Origin of the sequence: Ferrimonas lipolytica (assembly GCF_012295575.1) — a bacterium.
GTDB lineage: Bacteria > Pseudomonadota > Gammaproteobacteria > Enterobacterales > Shewanellaceae > Ferrimonas > Ferrimonas lipolytica.
In genome coordinates this window covers 1,537,945-1,557,425 of the sequence record NZ_CP051180.1, presented here as the reverse complement: position 1 = coordinate 1,557,425, position 19,481 = coordinate 1,537,945, and the positions used below count along the sequence as shown (strand labels likewise).

General features: G+C 48.0%; 20 protein-coding genes and 2 tRNA genes. 16 read left to right on the top strand and 6 right to left on the bottom strand.

What is annotated here, in order from left to right:
• Positions 1-132: 132 nt before the first annotated feature.
• The 8 genes from HER31_RS07315 to HER31_RS07280 all read left to right on the top strand — a co-directional run bounded on the left by HER31_RS07315 (position 133) and on the right by HER31_RS07280 (position 9,397).
• Positions 133-2,064 carry a methyl-accepting chemotaxis protein gene (locus HER31_RS07315; protein ID WP_168659956.1) on the top strand — a complete coding sequence of 644 codons (1,932 nt, stop codon included), beginning with the start codon at positions 133-135 and terminating at the stop codon, positions 2,062-2,064.
• Between the two features lie 394 nt (positions 2,065-2,458).
• The gene (locus tag HER31_RS07310) at positions 2,459-4,366 is read left to right on the top strand and encodes a methyl-accepting chemotaxis protein (protein WP_168659955.1); all 1,908 of its coding nucleotides are present in this window, start codon (positions 2,459-2,461) and stop codon (positions 4,364-4,366) included.
• A gap of 429 nt (positions 4,367-4,795) precedes the next feature.
• Positions 4,796-4,886, top strand: a tRNA-Ser gene (locus tag HER31_RS07305).
• A gap of 218 nt (positions 4,887-5,104) precedes the next feature.
• Positions 5,105-5,530, top strand: a complete 426-nt coding sequence (locus tag HER31_RS07300) for a tetratricopeptide repeat protein (RefSeq protein WP_168659954.1) — start codon at positions 5,105-5,107, stop codon at positions 5,528-5,530.
• A gap of 120 nt (positions 5,531-5,650) precedes the next feature.
• Positions 5,651-5,741, top strand: a tRNA-Ser gene (locus HER31_RS07295).
• Between the two features lie 499 nt (positions 5,742-6,240).
• Positions 6,241-7,167 carry a sigma-70 family RNA polymerase sigma factor gene (locus HER31_RS07290; protein ID WP_168659953.1) on the top strand — a complete coding sequence of 309 codons (927 nt, stop codon included), beginning with the start codon at positions 6,241-6,243 and terminating at the stop codon, positions 7,165-7,167.
• Between the two features lie 192 nt (positions 7,168-7,359).
• Positions 7,360-7,836 (top strand): hypothetical protein, encoded by a 477-nt coding sequence (locus tag HER31_RS07285; protein WP_168659952.1) that lies wholly within the window; start codon positions 7,360-7,362, stop codon positions 7,834-7,836.
• A gap of 124 nt (positions 7,837-7,960) precedes the next feature.
• A complete protein-coding gene (locus HER31_RS07280; protein ID WP_168659951.1) occupies positions 7,961-9,397 on the top strand; it encodes an FAD-dependent oxidoreductase in 1,437 nt (478 codons plus the stop codon).
• Positions 9,398-9,448: 51 nt separating this feature from the next.
• On the opposite strand, the gene HER31_RS07275 is transcribed toward HER31_RS07280, so the two are convergent.
• Entirely contained in the window at positions 9,449-10,735 is a 1,287-nt protein-coding gene (locus tag HER31_RS07275; protein ID WP_168659950.1) for a metal-dependent hydrolase family protein, read from the bottom strand.
• Between the two features lie 257 nt (positions 10,736-10,992).
• Between HER31_RS07275 and HER31_RS07270 the strand changes: the two genes are divergently transcribed.
• Genes HER31_RS07270 through HER31_RS07245 form a run of 6 tightly spaced genes read left to right on the top strand, consistent with a single transcriptional unit; the run spans position 10,993 to position 15,765 of the window.
• On the top strand, positions 10,993-11,742 hold the full coding sequence (locus HER31_RS07270; RefSeq protein WP_168659949.1) for a DUF3450 domain-containing protein: 750 nt from the start codon (positions 10,993-10,995) through the stop codon (positions 11,740-11,742).
• On the top strand, positions 11,742-13,070 hold the full coding sequence (locus HER31_RS07265; protein ID WP_168659948.1) for a MotA/TolQ/ExbB proton channel family protein: 1,329 nt from the start codon (positions 11,742-11,744) through the stop codon (positions 13,068-13,070). Before HER31_RS07270 ends, HER31_RS07265 begins: the two co-directional genes overlap by 1 nt.
• The gene (locus HER31_RS07260; protein ID WP_168659947.1) at positions 13,067-13,585 is read left to right on the top strand and encodes a MotA/TolQ/ExbB proton channel family protein; all 519 of its coding nucleotides are present in this window, start codon (positions 13,067-13,069) and stop codon (positions 13,583-13,585) included. Before HER31_RS07265 ends, HER31_RS07260 begins: the two co-directional genes overlap by 4 nt.
• A 1-nt stretch (position 13,586) precedes the next feature.
• On the top strand, positions 13,587-13,997 hold the full coding sequence (locus HER31_RS07255) for an ExbD/TolR family protein (RefSeq protein WP_168659946.1): 411 nt from the start codon (positions 13,587-13,589) through the stop codon (positions 13,995-13,997).
• A complete protein-coding gene (locus tag HER31_RS07250) occupies positions 13,994-14,611 on the top strand; it encodes an energy transducer TonB (RefSeq protein ID WP_168659945.1) in 618 nt (205 codons plus the stop codon). Before HER31_RS07255 ends, HER31_RS07250 begins: the two co-directional genes overlap by 4 nt.
• A complete protein-coding gene (locus tag HER31_RS07245) occupies positions 14,608-15,765 on the top strand; it encodes a tetratricopeptide repeat protein (protein WP_168659944.1) in 1,158 nt (385 codons plus the stop codon). Before HER31_RS07250 ends, HER31_RS07245 begins: the two co-directional genes overlap by 4 nt.
• An 81-nt stretch (positions 15,766-15,846) precedes the next feature.
• Here HER31_RS07245 and HER31_RS07240 read toward each other — a convergent pair whose 3' ends face one another.
• Complete coding sequence (locus HER31_RS07240) at positions 15,847-16,560, bottom strand: pseudouridine synthase (protein WP_168659943.1); 714 nt, start codon at positions 16,558-16,560, stop codon at positions 15,847-15,849.
• A 135-nt stretch (positions 16,561-16,695) separates the two neighbouring features.
• On the opposite strand from HER31_RS07240, the gene HER31_RS07235 reads away from it, so the two are divergent.
• Positions 16,696-17,406, top strand: a complete 711-nt coding sequence (locus HER31_RS07235; RefSeq protein ID WP_168659942.1) for a hypothetical protein — start codon at positions 16,696-16,698, stop codon at positions 17,404-17,406.
• A 24-nt stretch (positions 17,407-17,430) separates the two neighbouring features.
• Here the strand turns inward: HER31_RS07235 and HER31_RS07230 are convergent, their stop codons facing one another.
• The 4 genes from HER31_RS07230 to gloA all read right to left on the bottom strand — a co-directional run bounded on the left by HER31_RS07230 (position 17,431) and on the right by gloA (position 19,232).
• On the bottom strand, positions 17,431-17,853 hold the full coding sequence (locus tag HER31_RS07230) for a hypothetical protein (protein WP_168659941.1): 423 nt from the start codon (positions 17,851-17,853) through the stop codon (positions 17,431-17,433).
• 40 nt (positions 17,854-17,893) lie between these two features.
• On the bottom strand, positions 17,894-18,385 hold the full coding sequence (locus tag HER31_RS07225; RefSeq protein WP_238786903.1) for a YgjV family protein: 492 nt from the start codon (positions 18,383-18,385) through the stop codon (positions 17,894-17,896).
• Between the two features lie 88 nt (positions 18,386-18,473).
• Positions 18,474-18,782 (bottom strand): DUF1294 domain-containing protein, encoded by a 309-nt coding sequence (locus tag HER31_RS07220; protein ID WP_238786902.1) that lies wholly within the window; start codon positions 18,780-18,782, stop codon positions 18,474-18,476.
• A gap of 36 nt (positions 18,783-18,818) precedes the next feature.
• Positions 18,819-19,232: a lactoylglutathione lyase gene (gene gloA / locus HER31_RS07215; RefSeq protein ID WP_168659939.1), complete on the bottom strand. Its 414-nt coding sequence runs from the start codon at positions 19,230-19,232 to the stop codon at positions 18,819-18,821.
• A 64-nt stretch (positions 19,233-19,296) separates the two neighbouring features.
• On the opposite strand from gloA, the gene HER31_RS07210 reads away from it, so the two are divergent.
• Positions 19,297-19,443, top strand: a complete 147-nt coding sequence (locus HER31_RS07210) for a hypothetical protein (RefSeq protein ID WP_168659938.1) — start codon at positions 19,297-19,299, stop codon at positions 19,441-19,443.
• Positions 19,444-19,481 lie beyond the last annotated feature (38 nt).

The window sequence follows — 19,481 nt, the reverse complement described above, 5'->3', positions numbered from 1 at the left end:
GAACGTATATATCTTTTATTCATAAATTATTCCCTAGAATTATCAGTGAAATCCGATAGTGTATGTCGACATGTACAGTTGTAAGCGCATGCGTTCTAGTCGTAATGCATTAGTTAGAATATAAGGATAAGTATGCCGTCTATTGGTTTTAAAGGTTCGATTATCGCATCGGTTTTGGCGCTAATGATTGTCAGTTTGTCGATAAGCAATACCCTGTCTTACCAACAGTTAGAGCAAACAACGGTCGAGAGAATCGATGCCAGCTTGCTGTCCAATGCCAATTACGAAGCGACGGCACTGGAGGAATGGTTTGAACATCGTACCAACGGTATCGATGGTTTTGCCGCCAACTATATTGCCGACCAAGACGCTGAACAATATGTATTGCTGGCTAACCTTACTCAAATAAGTGCAGGCATTGATGAGGTAGTGGTATCCAACGATCAAGGCTACTCATTTTCAACCTACGAAGGTGATCTGTGGGATCAAGGCGTAGCGACCCCCGAGGTATTCGACGCGAGAACTCGTGATTGGTATGGCATGGCCAAGGCGTCGGGTCAGCTGGATGTCACCGATGTTTATATGGATGTAAATACCAATCTGCCGGTTATCTCAATGGTTAAGGCCGTTGCTGATGGCGTTATTCTTGGCGATATCTTTCTGGATGTATTAAATGACGCGGTGAAGTCAATCGACTTACCTGGTGGTGCTGCGGTTATTTTTGATGACAACGGTACCGTCCTTGCCTCGAGTGACAGTAATATTACTGTTGCTAAAACTCTAGTGCAGTCAGGTATGGCTGAGCAGTGGCAACTAATTAACAATACCAATACCAATGCCAATGCCAATGCCAATACCAAACGCTTTGAGTACAGTCGTAACGACAGCGAAATGTTGGCGTTGATCCAACCGATAGAGTTGGTTAATAACAAGCGCTGGTATCTGATGGTTGAGGTGGATAAAGCCGTCGCCTATGCGGATCTTGACGACGCAATTCAAAATGCGTTGGTGAGCTCAATCGTAATGGTGATCATCGGTAGCTTACTGTCTGTAGTCGTACTGAACCTAATGTTTAAGCCAATTGTACGGTTAAAAGATATGGTGCATGAACTCGCGCAAGGAGACTGTGATTTGACCCAGCGTTTGCCTATTACTAGCAGAGACGAAATCGGCGCAATCGGTAACTCTATTAATCAAGTCGTGGCTAATATTCAGCAGCTAATGCAAGGAGTGGTGGCCGCGTCTAACAACATCACTGCGAGTGTTGAACTTGTTCATCGCAATGCAATTGATACCAATGACAACTTGCAAGCTCACAGTAGCGAGACTCATCAGGTGGTTGCCGCTATCGAAGAGATGAACGCAACGGCACACGATGTTGCTCGCAACGCCGCTGAAGCCTCATCTTTCACCGACAAAACTAATAATCAAACGCATGCATCACAACAGATGGTCATCGACACGTCGTCGATGGTCAATCGGTTGGTCGATGAAGTTGAAAACACCTCCACTAGCATTACCACCATCAATGCCGATACCGTTGAGATTACTCATGTGTTGAAGGTTATTGGTGATATTGCCGAGCAAACCAACCTGTTGGCGCTCAATGCCGCGATTGAAGCTGCCCGCGCCGGTGAACAGGGCCGAGGTTTTGCGGTGGTAGCTGATGAAGTTCGTGCTCTGGCTGGCCGTACCCAACAAAGCACCGCTGAAGTTGAAGCAACATTAGCGAAATTACAGCAAGGGTCTGACAACAGCATTCAGGCTATGAATAAGGCAAAAACGACTTGTGAAACCACCTCGGTACAGACTGAGACGGTGGCAAGAGAGCTAAGTAGTATTGTCGAGTCGGTGGTGCAACTGAATGATCTGAACAGTCAAATTGCGACCGCAGCAGAACAACAAAGCTCAACTTCACTTGAACTGAGCAAGAATATGAATAGTATCCACGCGATTGTTGAACAACTGGCGAATAGCGGCAAACAAACTGCCGCAGAAGCAGTTAACTTAGCCAGCAGCAATGACCAACTAAAAGAGATGATTGGCCGTTTTAAGATCAATTAACCTCGATGTTCTAACTGGATCGCTATTGCTGAAACTAAAAGCCCACCATTATGGTGGGCTTTGTCGTATCGGTGTCGCAAATTTATCGCTGCTATTAGGTATTGGTGTAGCTAATAAACAAGTCAGTAATTCAATCGCGCTTTATATTCCATATTCAGTTTTGAGTATAAACCTCTGTATTAAATAAGTTTTTACTCAAGTGGTAGGCGGGAAGTTGTCATCAGAATAGCTTGCAAAGGAGATCTGGGTCACAACTAATGCAAGGGTGGCGTAAAAGTTGTGTAGAAATCGTAATTGGTGCCGATAAATGTAGCTACATATTATGAAAGCTGTTGCTGCGGCTGGTTGCACCGATCCGGTATAAGCGCACACTGTGAAATCGACAAGGTTAACCATGAAGTCTATTGGGTTTAAAGGGTCACTGATTGCCTCTGTATTGATGTTGCTGGCGTTAAGTTTAATCGTCAGCAACGCGTTATCTTATAAGCAGCTACGTGATACAACGATCGAAACCATCGATACGCGTTCGCTCACTAATGTAAATTATGAGGCTGAGATCCTGAGTCAATGGTTTGCCCGTCGCAGTAAAGCAATCGAGTCACTGGCAGTGAACTATCTAGCTGGCCACTCGGCCGAGCATTACGTCCTGTTGGCAGAGATCACTCAAGCTGGCGCTGGCATTGATGAGGTGATGTTCTCTAACGAAGACAACCAATCATTCTCTACCTATGAAGGTGACAACTGGGATAATGGCGTTGCCTATCCAGACCTTTTTGACGGAACTACAAGACCTTGGTACCAGCTGGGGAAAGCTTCCGGTGTGTTAGACGTAACTGAAGTCTATCTCGATGCCAATACCAACTTACCAGTTATCTCAGTGGTTAAGTCCGTTGAAGATGGGGTGATTCTAGGGGATATCTATTTAGGCGTGTTAGACGACGCGGTTAAGTCCATTGACTTCCCTGGCGCTATGGCGGTTATCTTTGATGACAGCGGTACCGTTCTGGCGACAGATGATCCTAACCTGACCGTGGGCGAAAAATTGTCCGAATTGGGGATGTCTACCCAGTGGAACCAGATACATAACGAAGGACAACAACGCCTCGAATACGTACAGCACGGTGTCGAGCGTCTGGCTTATGTAAAACCGGTCGAACTGGTAAATGACAAACGTTGGCACTTGATGGTCGAGGTAGATAAGCGCATCGCTTATGCCGAGCTAGATACTGCTTTAACCAGTGCAATTATTAGCTCACTGATTATGCTCGCGATTGGTTGTCTGTTGGTGTTGGTAGTGTTAAATCGTATGTTCCAACCAATCTTACGTTTGAAAGCGATGGTACAGGAGTTAGCGCAAGGGGAAGGGGACCTAACTAAACGTCTACCTATTAGCAGCAACGACGATATTGGTCAGATTAGCGAGTCGATTAACCAGGTGGTTGCTAACATGCAGCAACTAATGGCAGAAGTTGTGCAAGCCTCAGATCATATCACCGCCAGCATTGATCAGGTTAAGCGCCAAGCACTTGATACCAATGATGGTCTTCAGGCACATAGTGCCGAAACCCATCAGATTGTTGCCGCTATCGAAGAGATGAACGCAACAGCGCAAGACGTCGCTCGTAATGCTGCTGAAGCGTCTCAATTTACTGAGCGCACTAACCAGAAGACTCAAAATTCGCAGGCGATGATTATCGACACGGCTAAGACAGTTACTCGATTAGTCGGCGAAGTAGACAGCACGGCAAGTAGTATTGCTACCATTAATTCGGATACGGTAGAGATTACCCATGTGCTAAAAGTCATTGGTGATATAGCCGATCAAACCAACTTACTGGCGTTAAACGCTGCAATTGAAGCAGCCCGAGCAGGAGATCAAGGCCGCGGTTTCGCAGTGGTTGCTGATGAAGTACGAGCGTTGGCAGGGCGGACTCAAAAGAGTACGGCTGAAGTAGAGGCGACGTTAGCGAAGCTGCAACACGGCTCCGAGACTAGCATCAGCGCGATGGCGGTAGCCAAAGGAACCTGTGAAAATACTTCTGTTAGTACTGCAGCTGTCGTTGAAGAACTCGATAGTATAGTTGAGTCGGTGGTACAGCTAAATGATCTCAACAGTCAGATAGCAACCGCTGCGGAAGAGCAAAGCTCAGTAGCATTAGAGCTAAGTCGCAATATGAATAGCATCCAAGATATTGTTGCTAACCTTTCTCAAAATGGTCAGCAAGCTGCGACGGAAGCGACTAATCTGGCCGCCATTAACGACAAGTTAAAAGAGGTTATTGGCCGCTTTAAGTTGAGTTAAGTCGATTACTGTTAATGAGCCCTAGCTGGTGTTGGGGCATTATTTGGGCTGTGTGCCAACTAATGTTGTTCTTCTGCTGCGTTGGAGCAGTCCATCAAAGCGTTTTGGACTGCGACCTAAGGCAAAGGGCGATTCCAAAGGGGGAAAAGGTCTCCCCTAATGCATACAAGACTGTGCTTTCGCCACCGCGACATAACCCCTTAAGTGTGCTGCAATCGGTAGAGCCGAAGGTTTAAGACAAACCTCAACAGCTAACTACGACACCGCCAAGTGATGTGGTTAGGTTATTCAAAACAACCAATCAGGGTGTAGTTGATAACGAAGATGTGGCTGCGATTTATTCAACTTGCGCATTAGTGCGGCAGTTAACCCGTTTTTAGCAAGTTTTTCTTTATTACTTATCGGTCTCCAAGTAATATTCAAATCGCTGGAGGGATGGCAGAGTGGTCGAATGCACCGGTCTTGAAAACCGGCAGGGGTTTATAGCTCCTCTAGGGTTCAAATCCCTATCCCTCCGCCATACATAGACGAACCCGCGAACTTAGCAATAAGTTCGCGGGTTTTGTCGTTTTAGGGCGGCACGATTTAACGCTGTCTAAATAGTGCTCACTTTGGCTCTCGCTAGCACGGCAATGAGCTCGACCTTCGCAAACTTACGTAATGCCAACTCGGATTTGCATGGGCAGACGTAATACAATGGCTAAAGATTATTGTTAAGCACCTTAGGTAGAACGATTAATGAATACCAAAATTTATAAACATGTACTCGCTTTGGCAGGAGATTTAATGCTCTGTGTCCAACACAAAGACCAAAAAGGCTTTGATAGCTGCTACCTAGAGTTAAAGGGTGTCTGTGAACAGAACGAAGGAACCGACAAGGATCACCCAGTGCAATGGGAAACTCTGGCGGACTTTACTGATGATTACTCGTTAGCTATCGCGATCTACGACAAAGCCTTGCAGAAAGCGGCTGCAATCAACAACAAAGACTACCTTTCTTCGATCGGTTTCTCTCTTGCTTCTATGAAGGTTGAGACTGGCGATACTGAAGGGGCAATAGCGATTCTTAGCAAGGCCAAAACCGACAGCAACAAGATTGTTGATAAGGAATTGAAAGCTGAAATCCACGATTTGTTGGTGCAGCTTGAAGGCTGCCAAGCGTAACGTAGTTTCACGTAATTCATGCCGTTTGCAGGCAAACTAAACAGTTGCAGGATGGATGTTGCGCAGTCGGCTTTTTGGCTATTTACATCCATTATCTACAACGGTATAAATGCAGGCCTCGGAGGGATGGCAGAGTGGTCGAATGCACCGGTCTTGAAAACCGGCAGGGGTTTATAGCTCCTCTAGGGTTCAAATCCCTATCCCTCCGCCATATGCAGACGAACCCGCGAACTTAGCAATAAGTTCGCGGGTTTTGTCGTTTTAGCGACAAAAATTATGATTTGGCAGGCATAAGCATGAACTTATAAAGGTAATGCTCGCTAAAAAACAGAGCCCTTACCGCGTCCATAATGCACGTTGGTTGTTTATCACACGCGTTGTCAAATGAGATTGAATTGCTTCTGCCAGTCATCGCCCAAAAAATCCAAGCACTCAAATTAACAACGTATTGACGTTCCCCTTGTGACGGCATCAATCTCACGTGCCTGTTATCCACGCTGTACGTCTGAATTCAATTTTTGACATGGAAAGCGTAATTATTTACACCTAAATGGTAAAGTTGCTGTCACATTGCATTGTCATTGCTGTAACATCGTAATGAGTAAGTTGCTCCGCGTAACTAACTAATTGTTAACGTTGTTCTAGGGTGCTGACGTTAGGTGCTTAGTCTTCGAATTAACACGTCGCGTGAAGAGGCAGGGGTGAATATTATGAAAGACGCAGCAGGTGCTTCAACACCAAACCAAGATGACAGTGAAACCAAGTGTCAGCGAGATGTTAAAGATACAGCACTCGCTAGTACGACCAGTCAGCCAGCCAACGCGGATTCACTACAACTTTATTTAGCACAGCTAAATCGTTTTCCGTTACTTAAGCACGAACACGTTGTTGAATTATCTCGTAACGAGAAAACTGGTTGCAAATTGTCACGGCAACGATTGATTGAAAGTAATCTACGTTTGGTAGTGAAAATCGCCCGCTCATATCAAAACCGTGGTCTCGATATGTCCGATTTGATTGAAGAGGGCAATGTTGGCCTGATTCGAGCGGTCGAAAAATTCGATGCTGAACTTGGTTATCGTTTTTCTACATACGCGACCTGGTGGATCCGTGAAAGCATCGAACGGGGCATCATGAATACCGGACGAACCATTCGGCTGCCGGTCCATGTCATCAAAGAGATGAATGTATATATCCGTGAGGCCCGAAAACTGGCCCAAACCGAAGAGCATGAAGCGTCATCCGAAGAGATTGCGGTTAAGGTTGGCAAAACAGCCGCACACGTTGAGAGTATTCTTAACCTACGGGATAAAACCTTGTCGCTTGATAGCGCGCTATCGGCAGAGGGTGAAGGCTCGTTTGTTGATACCTTAGTCGACCAGATTGACTTCAATGAAACCCAAGAGGAAGAAAATGTTCACCGCTCCTTAAACGGTTTGGTTGCCGATCTTAACTCGCAAGAAAAAGAGGTTATTGTCCGTCGATTCGGGCTATTTCAATATGAACCGATGACACTGACTGAGGTGGGGAGGGACGTCGGTATTACCCGAGAGCGAGTGCGTAAGCTGCAGAACGAAGCGCTGAGAAAATTAAAGGACAGATTAACAATAGATCAACTAGCGCAATTTTATAGTTAGCAGACTAACATGCCTCATTCTCTCATGTTCTACCTAGTCGAGTGTTGACGTCGGTAGTAACCAAATTAATAGCGATATATGCTATTTATTGCGGTGGTTGGTAGCGATATATCTGTTAGCGCCAGCCGAGCCTACTAACGACTACTAACACCTGCTAAATTATTATTACTCGGTTACCACAAGGGATGTTGAATGCGAGTTTGGGCTTTACCGTTGTTAATGGTTACACTAACTGGTTGCGAACAGATCGATATTGCATTGGAGCGCTACAGTAATCCAGCGGGCTTATCCGGCTGCGCGCAACCAAACGATATTGTGTCGGTTGAAGCTATCGCTAACAACGCTAATTACGTCATCTATGAATTGGACTATTGTTACGACGGTTCATTTGGTGAGAACGTCCGAATAAATTTAGCCCCTGCTAACAAAGAGAACTTTCTGCCCCATGCGCCTATTCAAGCGATCGTTGGTCGCAATCAGGTAGCGATAACCCTAGTTTCTCAAAACTTCAAGGTCGATACTGCTTCTATTCCCCTAACTCACCTTGAGATCTCGCTCGATCTTATCGGTATTGATCAAGACCAAACACCATCGCGTAAGTTACTTTCTCAAGTTCTGCCGCTAACGGCGGAACTTCGCCATGCAACGGCTTCGACTAAGAGCTCTTAACCCTCTTGTCGCGTTGTTGCTGTAACCTTAATTGCTCAATATTCATTGTATTGGGGTCATCGTTTCGTGGCGGTGGTCTGGTAGAAGGATATTGTTTGAAAATTCATCGAGTTGAAATTAGTTGATGTGTAGCGAACCGCAAAAAAAATCAAAAAAACCGCGGGTTGGGATCATCGGTGGTGGCGTGGCCGGATCAACCATTGCAATGCAGTTGAGTCAAAATAACGATATTGACGTATTGCTGCTTGAACAAGGCCAAAGCTTAGTAAATGGCCCTCCGTTTTGTCACCTTCACGCCGGTGGCAACCTTTATCGAGAAATCGATGAACAGCAGTGCGTTCAGCTGTTGCAGGAGTCAATTGACACCTTAAAAATGTACCCGCATTGTGCCAATATTCGCCCTACCGTTATTGCTGTGCCGCAACGAGATCCCGGTGAGGTTGATGCGTTATTGCCCCGTTTACAGGTACTCACTGAATATTATCGCGGCTTAACTGAAACCGACGGCAGCAACAAACTGCTGGGTGAGCCTGATGATTATTTTCGATTGTACAGTCGTGCTCAAATGGAGCAGTTGAAACATCAAGTAGCAAGTGGCCGGCCGCGAAGTTGCGACCAGTGGATGATTCCGCTGGCTAAAGAACTCGACTTTGACAAGGTCAAGTGGCCGTTGGTGTTGGTCCAAGAATATGGCCTTAGCTTATTTCGCTTAGCGGCCAGTGCCGAACTTACGCTTCAGCAACGACCAGGTTGTCAGCTACTGGTTGATACCAAGGTGGTCAACGTTACAGCAGAGGCTAAAGGCTGGACGATCCAGCTTGATTGCGCTGATTCTAAAGATATTCACGTTGATTATTTGGTTAACGCCTGTGGTTATCGTAGCGGTGAGTTAGATGATCTACTTGAGATCGATAGCCCCCGCTTGGTTGAGTTTAAGGCGGCCTATGTCGCTAAGTGGTCCCAAGCGAGTCATTGGCCAGAAGTGATATTTCACGGCGAGCGTGGCACGCCAAATGGCATGGCTCAGCTCACTCCCTATGCTGATGGTTTATTTCAACTACACGGCATGACCGATAAAATCACCTTGTTTGAGCAGGGTTTGGTGGCGTCTTCAGCGCAAAGTGCACAACCGCAATTGCCATTGGTACTACGTCAAAAGTTACATGAGGGTTGGCCTCAAGCGATTGTTGAAGATCGCACCAATAAAGCCATCGCCCACCTAGCTTATTTTTTGCCGAAGTTTGCTGCTGCCGCGACCAGTGCGAAACCACTGTATGGCGCGCAACAGATCCCCGGTGATGACGCCAACTTACGTGCCGCCGATGTGGCTTTTTCTACCTGTCGTTATGCTCGAGCTGAGATTGTTAAAGCAACCTCGGCAATACCGGCAGCTCGGTTGATCCAGCAACAGTTGGTAGAAATTGGTCTGCTGTCGGCAAATCCAGCGCCTAACGTAGAAATCAGCGACGGATTAGATTACGCCGAAGTTGAACGTTACGCCCAGCAGATTGCATTACAACGCGATTACCCGCCCGCATTAGCTCGCCAGTTTGGTGAATAGCGAAGCAAGTGCCGAGGCCAACTAAGGTGGCCTCGACCAATGCTGGTACGATTAAAGCTGTTTGTAAATAGTGCCATCTTTCATTACAAAGCTGACACTTTCCATTAAGGTTATGTCCTCAAGCGGGTTGCCTTTAACCGCAACTAGATCAGCCAACTTACCGCTTTCAACTGAACCTAACTTATCGTCGATACGCAGCAACTTTGCGCCATTTATCGTGGCCGATTGAATCGCTTCCATCGGCGCCATTCCCGCTTCCACCATATAGCCAAATTCACGCCCATTTAAGCCGTGGGGAAACACACCAGCATCGGTACCAAACGCAATGTTTACCCCGGCCTCATACGCTTTAGTAAAGGTTTTTTGAATCTGTGGGCCGACAGCGCGGGCTTTGGGTTGGACAATAGTAGGGTATTGATCTACATGTGCTGCGACCCACTTACCAGCGCTGATTGTTGGTACATAGTAGGTACCATTTTTCTTCATCAGCTTGATGGTTTCTTTATCCATATAGGTGCCGTGTTCAACCGAATCGACACCAGCTCGGATGGCACGCTTCATCCCCTCAGCCCCGTGAGCGTGCACAGCCACTACGAAACCGTAATCCTTGGCGGTATCCATAATTCCTTTGAGCTCATCATCCATAAACTGCGGGTTATCGCCGCTTTTCGCCAAACTGAGAACACCGCCCGTTACCGTCAGTTTGATTACGTCAGAACCCTCTTTATAGCGTTGCCGAACGGCTTGACGTGCATCATCGTATCCATTAATTACGCCAGCTGTTGGTCCCGGTGCGCCTTCTAGCAAGCTCAAGTGGCGATTGATGCCGTTGGTTGGATCGGCGTGACCGCCAGTGGTCGCTATCGACTTACCTGCCGCATAGATCCTCGGACCGGCAATATGGCCTTGATTGATGGCATCGCGTAGATCTGTCGATACTGAGCCACCGAGGTTTCGTACCGTGGTAAAGCCAGCTTGAAGCGTATCGTTAACGTAGTTGGTGGCACGAAGCGCAAAGTAAGGTGGGTTCTTAAAAAAACCTTCGGTGTAGCCGTCTTTATTGAGCAGCATATCGACATGGGTATGCATATCCATCAGCCCGGGCATGACCGTCGAATCAGTAAGATCAACAACACGGCCGTTATCGTCGTTGATAAAGCCATCCTTGATTGCCGTAATGGTGTTGTCACTGACCACAATAGTGACGTTGCTACGAACATCATCGCTAACGCCATCAATCAAATTACCTGCATGAATGTAAAGCGCGTTGGCGTTCGCTACTGGAGTTGAAAAAGCAGTCGCAATTGCTAAAACCAGCGTAGACCTGTTGATATGCATAATCTTTCCTTGATTATTTGTTAACGTGATTAACTTATGCTGCCAGTATTTATGTGCATTACCTAGAAGGGAGTTGTAAGCGGTTGCGTTTGCAACCTGACATTTAGATTAACTAGCCAATTTACCAGAGTATGCGTTAGCTAAATAAACAAAGTATTAGCAATCATTCTCATTTATGTGATCTGAAAGGTGGAGCTATTCAACAGGGTTTGCGAAAATTCGCTACAGATTACGATTAACTGAATTGGATTTTTGCGTTGAGAAAATTGGCTTCCACGGCGCTGTTGCTTGCATGTACTCAAGTACAAGCAGCACAACCGTTAGATATGGCGCAGCAACAGCAGGCGCAATTGCAACAGGCGGGTCGTGATACCCAGCAACAAGTAAATCAGTTGGCGGAGCAGAAACTGCTCGAGCAAGCAGATCTAGAGCGTCTGCAAGAAGACTTCGACAACCTTACGGTGTATCACCAACACTTAAGTCAATTGGTTGCAGACCAAGAGCGCGAATTGACCGACTTAAATACCCAGCTTAACGGCATCGAGGCCACTCGAGCGGGACTAGTTCCGCTGATCTATCAGATGCTGGATCAATTAGAGCAACTGTTAGACAACGACATTCCAGTTAAAGAAGAACAGCGTCGTAATCGCTTGGCTGATTTGAAGCTGATGATGGGCCGTGCAGATGTTGCCGACGCGGAGAAATTTCGGCGTGTATTAGAAGCGTTCCAGATCGAGGTTGATACCGGACGCCGCTTAGGTTTGTATCGCGGTGCGGTAGTTGTGAATGACGGCAGTGAACGCGAAGTTGAGTTACTGCATGTTGGCCGTTTGAGCTTGCTGGCTCGTAGCCTTAACGGAACCCTTTACTGGCAGTGGCAAACGGATCACTGGCAGCCGGTTGAGTCGAATGACATCAGCGAGCTAGTTAAAGCCTATGAAATCGCAGCTGGTCAGCGTGCACCAGATCTTCTTACCATTCCAGTTACTGCAAAGGGTGCTAACTAATGGCTCGTCTAACCTTTTTGATGTTGAGCCTAGTGGCCACCATGTCGGTAGCTCAACCTTTGAACTCGCTGGCTGAAAAAAGCAGTGAAGCCCGTCAACAAGAACAAAAACACAACCACAATCGTTTAGCTACCGTTGGCGCGGAAGCTGACGATGTCAACGCTAAGCTCAAAGCACAACAACAAGCGTTGGCTGATCTGCAGCGTCAGGTTGACCAACTGTCAGATCAGTTTGCTGACAACGAACAGCTTTTGGCTGAGCGTTCAAAGCAGCTTACTCTGTCTACCGGTGCGTTGGGTGAAGTCTACGGAGTGGTACGTCAGGTTGGGGGTGAATTGGCTGGCGAACTTGAGCGTGGACCGTTGGCGTTGATTGCACCAGAGCGTCAACAGCAAGCGGCTGAACTCGCTAAGGCGAAGCGTCTGCCTGATATTGAGCAGCTACGTCAGTTACCAATGATCATGCTTGCTGACATCAACCAAGCCGCACAGGTTGGCCAAGTTTCATTGCCAGTTGCTGATACTGTTGGTCAGGTTAGCCCGCAAACACTATGGCACTTAGGCCCATTTAGCCTTGTCGGCGCCAGCGGCTTTGCTCAGATTGATAGCCAACGGGATTTAGCGCTGCTGTACCCACGTCAACCACAGTTTATGGTACCGACTGGAGCGGCCGTTGAAACCTTAGCGATTGATGCTGGCATGGGCGATTTGCTTGACATGTATCAGCTTACTCCAACGTTAAAGCAGCGCTTTGAAGCCGGTGGCGTGGTGGGCAAGGTGATTGTGGCGTTATTAGCTATTGGCTTGATTATCTCACTGATCCGTGGCGCGGTATTGATTAAAACCCAACTGGGTATTCAATCTCAGCTTAAGCTAGCCGACAGCGACAGCAATCATGGTAACAATCCAATGGGTCGTATCTTGGCGAGCTACCACAGCAACAAGGATCACCCACTAGACACCATCGAGCTAAAACTTACCGAAGCCATCGTAAATGAACAACAGGGCCTTGAGCGTGGGTTATCGATGCTGAAACTGCTGGCGGCGCTAGCGCCGATGCTTGGCTTGCTCGGTACGGTTACCGGCATGATCGAAACCTTCCAAGTAATTACGCAATACGGTAATGGCGACCCGAAAGTTATGGCCGGCGGTATATCCATGGCGTTGATCACCACCGTACTGGGTATGGTGGCGGCGATGCCACTGCTGTTAACTCATAACCTATTGAACAGCCGTGTTGTTGCTATTCGTAGCATCTTGGAAAAAGAGAGCCTTGCACTGATTGCCTTGCATGCTGAACAACACGAACAAGGTAAGCAAGCCGCATGATTCAATGGTGGAGCTGGATAAATCAGTTTATGGAGCGGGGAGGGCCGCTGCTGTGGGTATTAGCTGCAGTGGTTCTTCTTACCTGGATTCTGATGTTAGAACGCGTCCTGTTCCAGTGGCGCCGGTTCCCGTTGCAGTCTCAACAGTGGCAACAACAATGGCAGCAACGTGCTGAACGGACTAGCTGGTTTGCACTGATGCAGCGCGAAGGAATCCTTGGTCGCGCCGAGCGTTCGCTACAACGCTCAATGGCGCTGTCCAAATTGCTGATTACCGTATGTCCGATGATTGGTCTGGTGGGTACGGTAACCGGCATGATCACCGTGTTTGATGTGATGGCAGCACAGGGTACTGGTAACCCGAAATTGATGTCAGCAGGCATTGCCATGGCGACCTTACCAACTATGGCAGGCATGGTAGCGGCGTTAGCGGGACTGTTTGTTCATTCCCGCTTAGCGAAACGCAGCGATCGGTTACTGCACCACCTCGCCAACAATTTACCTCGAGAAGATTAACATGCGCTTTTTACGACCACAGACTCAGCAGCAGGATGAAGCTCAGGTTGATATGACACCGATGCTAGACATCGTTTTCATCATGCTGATTTTCTTTATTGTTACCACTTCGTTTGTACGAGAGTCTGGTATCGATGTCGACCGCCCTCAAGCCGCTCAGGCAAGCTCTAAAAGTGGTGCAGGTCTGTTTGTTGCAATCAACAACCGTAACCAGATTTTCATTGATCAGCGCCAAGTTGACGTTGAACGTGTTCAAGCAAACCTTGAGCGCTTAAAGGTCGACCAACCGGATGCATCGTTGGTGATCCAAGCGGACGAGCGTGCCTTTAATGGTACCGTTGTTAAGGTGCTAGATGCGGCCAAAGCGGCTGGTATTGCTGATATCGCGTTAGCCGCGGAGCCAGTGAAATGAAGGATTTGATTATCGCTGCTGTAGCAGCGATAGCGATCACCGCAGCGTTGTTTAGCGGTATGGCTTTAATGGTTAACGGCGGCATGGGAGCAGGACCTCAAGGACCGAGCAAAGCGCCGGTGTCGATTGTTATGGCTCAGCGTGATGAGCAAACTGAGCGCCGCAGTCGTGATATTCCGGAACCACCTCCGCCATTACCACAGATGCCAACGGCGGCCGTTGCCAATACGGATACCACCACGATGGTACCAACGACCATGCCGTTGCCTCAACTGAGCTTGGATGGTCCCGGTGACATCGGTGTACCACTGCCAGCTAAGGGAGATTTTGCCGCTCAAGATCGGCAAGCGATGCCAATCTATCGGGTTGAACCACAGTATCCTGCGCGGGCGTTGCGTAAAAAAACCGAAGGCTATGTGGTGATGAGCTTCACTATTAACGAACAAGGCCGACCTGAAGACATCAAGATTGAAAAGTCTGAGCCGGTTCGTATTTTCGATCGAGCGGCGATGAAAGCCTTGTCTCGGTGGAAGTATCAGCCGAAAGAGGTTGATGGCAATAAAGTGAGCCAATTTAACCAAACCGTCAAACTAGAGTTCCGAGTAAATCGATGAAAAAACTGATTCTAGCGCTGTTATTGCTAAGCTCTCCCGCCATGGCGTTGACCCCAAGGGTTGCAGCCAAGGTACAACAAGCTTATGAGCTCTATGAAGCGGAAATGGTTAGCGAAGCGATTGAATTGCTGGAGCCAATTAATCCGCGCAACAACGACGACAAAGCCTATGTTTCTCGTTTCCGAGGCTCGCTCTATTGGACTAATGGTCAGGTAGAAAAGGCAATTGAACAACTGCAGTTTGCGGTTGAAACAGAAGCGCTAGACGCCAGTACTAATGCCCAGACTCATCGAATGTTGGCGGATATTTTGCTTTCTCAACTGCGTTATGAGGATGCGCTAGAGCATTATCACTGGGTTGAAAACAGCAGCGCTGACAATCTTAAAACCGGCGACTTATACCTGCGTATCGCCCAAAGCTATTATCGATTGGAGAACTGGCAAGCGGTTATCGCGCCAGCCAAACGCTCTGCTGAGCTCGAGTTAACGGTAACACCGGTGCAGATGCAGTTGCAGGCCTATCAACAGCTTGAACAGTGGCCCAACGCGGTAACCATTACGCGGCAGTTGATTGCGATGGAGCCCAGCCAATTAGAGTGGTGGCGTCATTTAACCAGTTTACAGTTGCGTTTAAAGCAGCATGAACAGGCGCTGACTACGCTGGCGTTGGCTGAGCGTAATGGTGTGCTTGCTACCGAAAAAGATTACCTGTCGCTGGTGCAGTTGTTTGCTAATCGTCAGTTGCCAGAATTGGCGGCACGTCAACTACAGCAACAACTCGGTAAGACAATTGAAGATAATTTTGAGCACCGTCTGAAGTTAGCTCAGTACTGGCAGATAACTCAAAACTGGCAGCAAGCGGTATCAGCGTGGGATGCGGTGGCACAACTTGATGCGGATTATCGGCTTGAGCAGTTTGAACTATTGGTTATGCACGGCCAATTTGAACAGGCGGTTGCGTTAATGCCTCAGCTCAAACGAGCGATAAAAACACAGGACCGTAAATCACGTTTACACTTGCAAGCGACCCGTGCTTATTACCGTTTAGGGCAATACCCAAAGGCGCTTAAGCACGCTGAAAAGGCCGCTCGATTACCGAATAGCGAAGGTGCCGGTTCGAAATGGCGTGATTTTATTCAAGCTAAGATGGTGTAACTGTAGGCGAGAGTGATGCAGATTCAAAAGGGCGTGCCAATGGCACGCCCTTTTCGGTTGTAGTAAAGGCGGTTAACAAATTTAAATTTGCTCTAACCAGTTAAAGCGTTGGCATAAATTGCTAAAGGTGTCATCTAGTGGCGCGGTGACGGTTATCGGTGCGTTAGCCCCGGCTGGCGTAAAGCTGATTTTGTGGGCATGCAGTAACATGCGGTCGATGCCGAGTTCATCACGGAAGTAATGATAATGACGATTCTTGCCATAGCGGGTATCGCAAAGGATAGGGTGGCCGAGGTGTCGCAGGTGGCGGCGTAACTGGTGTTTTCGACCGGTCTTTGGAAAACACTCAACCATCGAGTAACGGGAAGTAGGGTACTTATCAATTTCTACTTGTAACTCGATTTGAGCCAGTGATCGTACCAAGGTTAATGCTGGTGATTCTGGTCCCGGCTGCCAGTTCGGGTTACTCCTATCCCGTGGTGCAGCCAATGGTAAGTCGACCTCGGCCTGAGCTGGCGCGTAGCCGCGGACCACCGCCAAATAGCGTTTTTCGACGCGGTGCCAGGCTTTGATGGTGTCACTTGCTGCTTGCGAGGACTTGGCGAGCAGTATCACCCCAGAAGTAGCTTTGTCGAGGCGATGCACTGGGTAAATATGTTGGCCAAGCTGGTCGCGCATGGTTTGCAGCACAAAGGTACGACCATGACTCAGCTTTTCGCCGCGGTGAACCAACATATTAGCAGGTTTGTTAACGGCGACTAGGTGTTCGTCTTGATAAAGGATCGGTAGCGTCATTACGAGAATTGATCTGAAATAAGGCTGCTAATGCTATCAAAGTGACAACACCACTGACCAGCGTGATCGACTTCCTGTTAATCGCCGTGCAGGTTAGCGATACTTGGGGTATCTACTAAATAATAAGAGAGCTCTATGGCTGGTTGGCTGAAACGGATCCTCGACAATGGCTTGATACAGGAAGCCAAACCGCTAATGGAACAGCATCAAGAAGTGGTGGATAACATCACCTCTGGTGGGCAAAACTTATTAAGGGACTACGGGGTGTTACCCGAGCCTGATGGCCACAATGATCCACTTGGTGCACTTGAGTACCGGTTACATCAATTGGTTCGTCACCTGTTTCAGCTTCCTAAAAGCGAAGCGTTCTTTCTTGTCAGCGAGCTTGTCGGTTTGCTACCAACGGTGTTGGCGATGCACCCCAAACTTCGTGGGTTAGCTGGGTTATCACAAGTGTTGGGCTGGCAAGGAAACACCACCAAAACCGGTAAGATCACCTCGATTGCCGGTGCATTAGGTGGCTCGCCATGGTTGGCTCGAGTTGCACAAGGGGGCCAAGGGGTTGTCAACGGCCAGCAGGCTTACCAGCAAGCTAAAGCCCGTGAACGTCGTTACGAGCAGTTGAATCGGTTACAACAACAGGTGGCGGATCTCAGCACAATGTTATTAGCGTTGTCGCGTCAATCACCAGTCGATAGCGTTAGCATCAATCAGGGTATTACTGAGCTTGAACGTCTACTGCAAACCGAATTTGTGCAGCTGGTTGATGGGTTAGACAGCGAACACGGCGCCGCTCTCAACAGCATTGCTTACGGGCCGTGGCAACGACTGCGTGCTGAGGGCTAGTGTTAGCGCCGTCTAAATTTGGAACTAGTCGAGGGAATTTGCAGCTTGGCACGCCTCTAACCACCCATTGGTTCGTTGCGCTCGTTTTTGCACCAAACGTTGTGCTTTAGTCGGATGGTGTTTAACCCAGTCTCTTAGGCCTTCAAAAGCAGGGCTTGTAAAGAATCCACCGCCACTAACCGACTCAGTAGGCGCGGTGCGCAGGGGTAAACCAAAGTGGGCTGCAAGCTCAAGCAGTTGTTGTTCGTTAAGTTCGGCAAGGGCAAGCGCTTGGTGTCGGCCAACCAACCGCCAGTTGGGGTCAATCGGATCGCCATAATGCAGTTCGGCCTCACCAATTGGCATACCGCCACCACCGCAGCGCTTGATGTGCGGCCCATCTTGGCTGATCATCCCTTCGAATCGAATACCGTCTAGATCAAGGTAGTAAAATCGCATGGACATCATTACCTCCCATGCTGTGTCCGCTATTCAGTGTAGAGCACTATCAAGGTATTGCCGGCTGTGGCGGAGGTGTTACTAGGCTTCGAATTAACATCCCACCGCTAACTAACTGATAGATAATGCCCGACCAAGAAAGCAAGTGAATAGATAATGTAATATTTAGACCAGCGCACAGCAAAAGGCCAAGTCTAAGTCTAAATCCGTGAGTAAAGAACAGCAAAAATGAGCTTACAACGGCTGCCGTGACTACCATCCACTCGCTCCAGTGGTTGGCTAGTAATAAGCCTTGGATGACAGCGAGGGCGGCAAATAATAGCGCGATAGATGCGTGGCGGTAGCGTTGGCACAGTGAGAAACGCGCTACGTTAACCAGTTGATTGCTCATGGCCAGCGGGCTGCCCATTAAACCAAAATGAACCGCTGTAAGCGCGGCGGCAATAGTATTTCCCTGAACCAGCCTTTTATCGCAGTGTTGGCTATTTGCCCACCATCCCATCGCCATGGCGATGAATCCAATAATTTGTGCAACAACCACGACAACAACACCTCTAAAATTCGAAGGCGTATTGTCTACAAATTGAACTCGATGTCTGTGATCTCAGTAGCAGTGATCGATTATGCTGCTAACTAAATTGCAGATAGCCCTGTTGTAGGAACTGGTAAGCAGTGAACAGCAGTAGGTGAAGCACGATAATCAGGTAGAGGATGGCAGTGAAGGGTTGTTTTACGGTTTTATGGCGAAACATCTGCCGCCCAGCCAGAGCACCTGGCCAACCAAACAGCAATGCAAACAAGTGCAGAGTTGACTCAGGGACTCGACGATGCTGTTTAATCGCCTTTTGTTTATCTAAGCCATACAACAGGAGTGTCAGTAGGCTGATTGCAATATATAGGAGCAGTAATTGCAGTGGCCCGAAAAGAACGAGCAACAAACACCATCCGAAAATCAGCAACCAGCCAAACACCGCTTATTTACCTAAACCGGCAGACGCCTGATCTCGTTGGATCAGTTCGATCTTATAACCGTCTGGATCGGTAACGAAGGCAATATGGGTTGAACCACCCAATACTGGCCCTGGCTCACGAGTTATATTGCCACCGGCAGCGCGGATCTTGTCGCAGGTTGCGTAGATATCATCAAAGCCTAAGGCAACATGGCCAAACGCCGTTCCGTGTTCATAGCTATCGACACCCCAGTTGTAGGTGAGTTCGATAACCGCATTGCCTTCAGTCTCGTCACCGTAGCCAACAAACACCAGTGAATACTCGTACTCTTCGTTGTTGTGTTTGCGTAACAGGTTCATTCCTAATACGTCAGTGTAAAATTCGATAGACGCATCCAAATCGGTTACACGTAGCATGGTGTGAAGTACTTGAGCCATGTTAAATCCTAATCCTTTCAGTAGATTGATAATTTTAGCAAAGATAGCTTGCAGGAGTCATGAAATGAATCAATTTTCGTTTGAGCTCGAAAACCTGCGTGATGATGATCACAGCTTGCCTCTGGTGATGTGTAAAATGGAAGAAATAGCCATATTCTTGCTGGTGGGGGGAGATACTAACGACTCTAAAGGATGGCTATATGTCGACTGATGTAAAGTACGCTTTGGGGATGACAGCGTTTGCCTTAG